Raw genomic sequence first — 6,370 nt, 5'->3', positions numbered from 1 at the left:
TTATCCAGATATGGCCTCTTCCAACCTACGGATGATGCAGATGATACCTGTATCGCCTTCAGAGGCAGAACGCACGATGTAAATGAAGCGACCCGGATCAAGGAGATATTGCATCACCAATCCAATGGCTTGCGAGGCAGGTTCATTCGAAGGATTCCGAAGCAATTGCGTAAAAAGAGATTCTACAACACTTGGATAGGTAGCGAAGATCTCTATGTGGACTTGGATCTGGTGGTCCTATGCAATGTACTCTTCTTCAATGCGCAATATGATCTCGGTGTGGACGAGCTCGATAGGAGTTCTCTGACGCTTTTGACCGAATCTGTTCAGAGCGGATGGTTCCTCGATAAGAAATGGAGCCTCTGTGCCTGGTATCCCATAGATGCAACCATCCTCTACTCGTTTGCCGATCTAATATCTCTGAAGTACTATGCTGAGCTCGAGAAGATCAGGTCTGTGGTCGAGGCGGCCATCGAAGCGCGACTATCCGATCGCACACAAGCACCCATGGATCGCTTGCTCTTAGAGAATGCCTGGATGAAACTCACTGGAGAATGTTCCTCACCGTTCCTAGGCCCCTCCGATCATAACCTGGATTCGATCAGAGAAGCATCAAAGAATTTCACTTTCGGAGTGATTCCACTGCTCCATCCATTCGATGGTCTTGCTATGCAGTATCTGTCAAGCTTCAAGCTTTTCAAGATGCACTACCGATGTGATGCCCAATGTGTGGCCATAGCTTTAGAGAATCACTTACTCAAGAGAAGCACTCATGACCAGGGATCGGAGAGCACTATTCAAGAAAAAGAAGAACGAGACCCTGTAAGCCGGATTCTGTGACCTTCACAAGTGAAGGTGCCTATCATTTATCTACTCGACCTACCCTCTGACATCGAACGGGTCGTTCTCAAACGTCAGTTTACATGGTCTTTCAGCCTGCAAGGTTTACCTGAGCTGATGCATCTCTGCATCACTGGTGGGCTCTTACCCCGCCTTTTCACCTTGACCGCACATGTGTGAGGCCGTCTGAATTTCTGTAGCACTATCTGTCATCTGCCCTTTGCAGGACAAACGCCTTCCTTTTGAGAAGTACAGTACCCTGTGCTGTCCGGACTTTCCTCCAGAGTACCTTACAGTACTCCAGCGATAGGCCGGGTCTCGTTCTTCCGAGTGCCAAAGATCGGAATTGTAACTTGCACCGCTGAATAAAAGGAGCTGACATGGCACTGACCAATAATGATATACTGAAGAAGTTAAGGGTAGCCCATAAGCTGAGGGACAAGGATATCATCGCCATTCTCAAATTGGTCGATTTCGAGATATCAGTGAGTCGCTTGAATGCATTCTTCCGCAATCCCGATCATCCGAAGTATATGAATTGCGGGGACCAAGTGCTCCGTAACTTCCTCAATGGTCTGATCATCCACCTCAGAGGGCCTATGGAGGATAAGAGGCCGAAGAAACCGGAATAGATCTGTAATACGGCATAAAAAAACCCAGACCTTTCGGTCTGGGTTCGATGGATTGAAAGATGCCTTGCTTATCTCTTCAAGGAATCTCTGATCTCTGTCAGAAGATCCACTTCACTCGGACCGGCCGGTGCGGGTTCTGGCTCAGGTTTCTTAGTCTTGTTATAAGCTCTAACGATCATGAACATCACAAATCCGACAATGATCAAATTGATGATGGAATTGATCCATGATCCGTAGCGGATCGCATTCTGTGGCTTTTCGATGGTGCCTTCAGCATCGACCACTTCTTCTGAAAGGACGTACTTCAGGTCAGCGAAATCCACACCTCCGGTGAACTCACCGACAACAGGCATGACGATATCATTCACAAAACCGTTGATCACTAGTCCGATGGCTCCTGCCATGATCACAGCTACAGCAAAGTCAACGACATTGCCTGTCATTATGAAACTCTTGAATTCTTTTAACATCTGGTTCGATTTAATTTTGATTCAGACGCAAGTCTAAATGGAAAGTCACAGAATTCTAGGACAAATTCTGAATTACAGGAACTTGATGGTGTTAATAACCTGATATCCAGTAGATTCATTCATCATCCTCACCACCTTCTCTCTGCTCATCTCGAGCTCCTTCCGCAATACGGCCGAATCCAGACGTACGTATAGGACTCCATCTTTCATCTGGATATCCCGGGTATGGTTGGCGATGGCCGGGCCCATGACATCCGGCCAGTTCTTCAACACTTCTTGTTCCTGGAAGCGCTTATACATCTTGGTGCTACGCAAGTAGTACTCGATCGCCTCACCGAGGCTCATATCGTTCTTGTTACGCTTCAATGCCTTGCTCCTTTTGCTCCATATCGATCATCCTATACTCTTGATCCAAGGTAGAGAGAATCCGATCCATGCGCTCTTGACTGGTATCTGTGATGAATATCTGACCAAATGTGTCCCTACTCACCAGATCGACCATGTATTGCACCCGCTCATCGTCTATCTTATCGAATACATCATCCAGTAGTAGCAGCGGGCGCATACCTGTGCGCTCTTTGATGAATTGGAATTGCGCCAGTTTCAAGGCGATCAAGAAGGATTTCTGTTGTCCTTGAGAACCGAATTTCTTCACTGGATGACCACCTACGGTCATCTCCATGTCATCCTTATGAATGCCAAAGAGAGTGAAGTGCCTGCGCATATCAGCGTCCAGACCGCTATCAAGCGCTTCAGCCATATCCTGCTCATGGAGTTGTGAGCGGTATTGGATATCTGCCTGGTCGCGATCGGCACTGATGCTATTCTGGAATGCTCTGAACATGGGAGCGAATTCTTCGAAGAAGTCTTTCCTGCGATTGTGGATCCGGTTGCCCAGGTCACTCAGCTGCTCATTCCAGATGGCCAATTGTGTCTTGTCCATGGTCCGATTCTCCCAAAAGAATTTCAAGAGGTTGTTCCGTTGAGAAAGGGCCCGATTATAGTCGATGACCTGACGGAGGTACTCCTTGTCATCCAAGGAGATCACCAGGTCGATGAATTTCCTACGCTCATCACTACCCTCACGTATCAGGTCCACGTCATAGGGAGATATGATGACCACAGGAAAAGCACCGATATGATCGGCCAGACGTTCATACTCCTTGTCGTCCTTCTTGAATTTCTTTCGTTGCCCCCTCTGCACAGCGCAGTGTAGGGTCACTGGTCCATTCTTCTCGAATTCTCCCATGATGGAGAAGCCTTCCCTGCCGTGCTGTATATTCTGCGAATCCTGCACATTGAAATATCCCTTGCAAAAGCCGAGGTAATAAATAGCCTCGAGTACATTGGTCTTTCCCGAGCCATTCTTACCAGTGATACAGTTGATAGATGGGGAGAACTCGAGATCCAACTCCTCATGGTTCTTGAATTGATAGAGTCTGAGTTTCTTGAGGAATAGCTCCATGGGACGAAGGTACACTGTCCAAAGCTTGATTCCATACTTGAACACCCGCTTGAAAAAGTCTATTTTTGCACGAATTTTTTTCTCAGATACCCCATGGCATCCAACAAATCAGAAGAGACACTTATTGACGTAGCTGACGCGTACTCCAAGACGGAGACCTTCATCAATAAGAACAGTAAGCACATCACCACAGGCATTCTCATAGTGCTAGGTGCGATAGTTGCGTTTTTCGCTTATCAGAAGTTCATCATCGAACCTCAGAACGAGGAGGCAGCAGCTATGATGTGGAAGTCGGAATACTATTTCGGGATCGACTCTCTACGTCTGGCCTTGGAAGGTGATGGAAACAACTATGGATTCTTGGATGTTGCAGAAGAATACGGAAGTACGCCTGCAGGCAATCTGGCCACGCACTATGCAGGTCTCTCCTACTTGAATCTAGGCGACTATGAGTCAGCGGTCATGTATCTGGATAAGGCCTCCTTTGACGATGTCCTGGTAGAGGCGACCCGACTAGGCGCTTTGGGCGATGCCTATCTGGAGCTTGGAGACTGGGATAAGGCCATTTCCTCCTATGAGAAATCCGTATCACATACGGCCAATGATTTCACAACTCCGATTTACTTGAAGAAACTCGGCTTGGCCTATGAGGCCGCAGGAAATCCTCAGAAAGCCCTGGATTCCTTCCAGCGCATCAAGGTCGAATTCGGTCAGACGAATGCAGGCCGTGATATCGAAAAGCATATTGCTCGCGTGACCGCTGCCCTGGCTGCCAACGGTTGATGCCCTTGCCTGATGGCCACAGCTGGTAAAGACCTCTCTGCATATTCACCTGAAGACCTTGCCATTCCGGAAGGGAAGAAAGTAGGTATCTGCTATTCTGAATGGAACGAGGAGATCACTCACGCCTTGATGGATGGTGCCTTGGAAGTACTACATCAAGTAATGGACAAGGAGGATATCCTCATCCATTCCGTTCCAGGCAGTTTCGAACTCCCACTAGGTGCACAATTCCTTTTCGAATCCGATAAGGTCGATGCAGTGATCTGTATAGGCAGTGTGATACGTGGTGAAACAGCTCATTTCGACTATGTGTGCCAAGCAGCCAGTCAAGGTATCCTACAAGTAGGTCTGAGATATAATGCCCCTTGTATCTTCTGTGTACTGACCGATGACACCATCGAGCAGAGCAGAGCCCGTTCAGGCGGTATACATGGCAATAAGGGTTCTGAAGCGGCCGTGGCAGCATTGAAGATGCTAACACTCAAAGAATCACTTTGAGTAGAGGGTCAGACCCTCATGCGGCTGGCAATGATATAATTCTCTTCCTCGATAGGATGGCAATCCAACTCGATCCCGGTTGTTGATTTCATGACCATGGTGATCAATCCCAGACCAGCACCACCTTTGGCAGACATCTGACCATTGGTCATGACCTCTAGATAGTGGGCCTTGATGTCGCCTTTGTCCATCTCATTGAGTTCGCCCACCAGTTCACTGACCTTATGGAAGTTGGAAGTGTCGGTCAATCCCAGAATGGTGATATTGACAATCTCACCCGTACGGATGACAGATAGGCCCAAGTACTTATCCCTTTCGGACTCCTTACCGTGTATGTAGGCATTCTGAAGACCTTCTATAAGAATGGTGAATGTTTTTTTGACAGTGCCCTTAGAGACCCCTTTCTCGATCAATGAACTTTCTACAGATTGCGTGATCTCATGTATACGGTCATGATTCAAAGGACCTACAAAGGAGTATATGATCTCCATGTCGGGTTCTGAAGCATACCGCTCGTTCTCTATGTCGAGAATCTTGCTCATCTCTGATCGAATCTTGCTATGTCCTTCTTCTCCCATCTAACGGAACTCGCTGTATTCCCCGAAAGGTGGCTGAAAATAAGCATATTGGATATTACGGACATCATTGTTACGAAGTCAAGGGTGAAATGGTTATCCTATCAGAATCTGGCACAGGGTATTATACGCTTCCTTTTACTGTACTTCCTATTGCGCGGATCATGGAACTCATAGATGAGTGATACCTCGTGGGAACCCGCAGTAGAGGAGATCAAGGGACTGATGGTGATATCATAACTGTATCCGAATTTGAGCTTTCTGATCTCATATCCGAATAGCAATGCGATGGCATCGTGGTTTAATACCCCATAGTCGTTCTTCTTGAATCCTGGTAGACCTCTATACCACACTCCGAATACCACTGGGCTATATTCATAGTATATCCCTAGATCCAATTGATCGAAGTCCTCCTGCATCCTATAGTTGAAAGCAGCCAATGTGGATTGCAAACGACCGGATTTGGTCTTCTTCTTCATCATGTTCCGGTATCCACCATGAATACTGGCCTTGATAGGAACAAGTGCTTCTTGCCCACGAAGCGATTCATTGGGTTTATTGATATGTGCGGCCGAGGCACCTATCCAGAAATCGTGACTGTACATGAGTACTCCTGTACCCACATCGAAGAAGGAGCTTCCTATGTCTTCAAATGTCTCAATGGTAGAAGAACCATCCGGACGGACCAATTGATCACCGAAGACCAATTTGTTGTAGTCCAGGGTCCTGAAACTCTTTCCAAAGGATACACCCGGTCGTATGTACAGATCATAATTGATCTGGAACTCATACGAATACAATCCCAGGACACTCGTGTATCCCAGATTTCCACTACCTGCCTGATCATGATTGAGTAGGATCCCTACTCCACTTTTGATCTTGGGTATGAAATGCTCATAAGTCAGGTTATAGGTCACAAAAGCACCTGGAATAGCTGTCCACTGATTCCGGTAATTCATGACCACCCTACTCTGAGTGGTATTTCCTGTGAATGCAGGATTTAGGTTCACCGGAGCTGCGTAGAACTGGGTGAACTGGTAATCCTGAGCACTGGTCGTCATACATATCAATAGCCCTATGATAGATGTAGCGACCTTGATATTCATA

8 protein-coding genes and 1 other RNA gene are annotated in these 6,370 nt (G+C 47.1%); 3 read left to right on the top strand and 6 right to left on the bottom strand.

The genetic code is table 11. From position 1 onward, the window contains the following. Window positions 1-807: 807 nt before the first annotated feature. Window positions 808-1,163, bottom strand: an RNA gene (rnpB, locus tag HKN79_03325) — RNase P RNA component class A. Window positions 1,164-1,220: 57 nt separating this feature from the next. On the opposite strand from rnpB, the gene HKN79_03320 reads away from it, so the two are divergent. After that, window positions 1,221-1,472 carry a DUF1456 family protein gene (locus tag HKN79_03320; GenBank protein NNC82583.1) on the top strand — a complete coding sequence of 84 codons (252 nt, stop codon included), beginning with the start codon at window positions 1,221-1,223 and terminating at the stop codon, window positions 1,470-1,472. A 68-nt stretch (window positions 1,473-1,540) separates the two neighbouring features. Here the strand turns inward: HKN79_03320 and mscL are convergent, their stop codons facing one another. The 3 genes from mscL to HKN79_03305 form a co-directional block, all read right to left on the bottom strand. After that, window positions 1,541-1,942, bottom strand: coding sequence for a large conductance mechanosensitive channel protein MscL (gene mscL, locus HKN79_03315; protein ID NNC82582.1), 402 nt, complete (start codon window positions 1,940-1,942; stop codon window positions 1,541-1,543). Between the two features lie 72 nt (window positions 1,943-2,014). Continuing rightward, complete coding sequence (locus HKN79_03310) at window positions 2,015-2,287, bottom strand: DUF721 domain-containing protein (protein NNC82581.1); 273 nt, start codon at window positions 2,285-2,287, stop codon at window positions 2,015-2,017. Between the two features lie 10 nt (window positions 2,288-2,297). After that, window positions 2,298-3,407 (bottom strand): DNA replication/repair protein RecF, encoded by a 1,110-nt coding sequence (locus HKN79_03305; GenBank protein NNC82580.1) that lies wholly within the window; start codon window positions 3,405-3,407, stop codon window positions 2,298-2,300. Between the two features lie 93 nt (window positions 3,408-3,500). Here HKN79_03305 and HKN79_03300 point away from each other — a divergent pair, with 93 nt between their 5' ends. Together HKN79_03300 and HKN79_03295 are read left to right on the top strand one after the other, a co-directional pair. Next, window positions 3,501-4,190, top strand: a complete 690-nt coding sequence (locus tag HKN79_03300; GenBank protein ID NNC82579.1) for a tetratricopeptide repeat protein — start codon at window positions 3,501-3,503, stop codon at window positions 4,188-4,190. 12 nt (window positions 4,191-4,202) lie between these two features. Beyond that, on the top strand, window positions 4,203-4,688 hold the full coding sequence (locus tag HKN79_03295) for a 6,7-dimethyl-8-ribityllumazine synthase (protein ID NNC82578.1): 486 nt from the start codon (window positions 4,203-4,205) through the stop codon (window positions 4,686-4,688). Between the two features lie 8 nt (window positions 4,689-4,696). Here HKN79_03295 and HKN79_03290 read toward each other — a convergent pair whose 3' ends face one another. Further along, on the bottom strand, window positions 4,697-5,230 hold the full coding sequence (locus HKN79_03290; protein NNC82577.1) for a hypothetical protein: 534 nt from the start codon (window positions 5,228-5,230) through the stop codon (window positions 4,697-4,699). A 137-nt stretch (window positions 5,231-5,367) separates the two neighbouring features. Then, entirely contained in the window at window positions 5,368-6,369 is a 1,002-nt protein-coding gene (locus HKN79_03285; protein ID NNC82576.1) for a PorP/SprF family type IX secretion system membrane protein, read from the bottom strand. Window position 6,370 lies beyond the last annotated feature (1 nt).

The organism is Flavobacteriales bacterium (assembly GCA_013001705.1).
In the GTDB taxonomy this organism is placed as follows: domain Bacteria; phylum Bacteroidota; class Bacteroidia; order Flavobacteriales_D; family JABDKJ01; genus JABDLZ01.
Note: the sequence above shows the minus strand (reverse complement) of the source record. Positions and strands in the feature narration are given on the sequence as shown.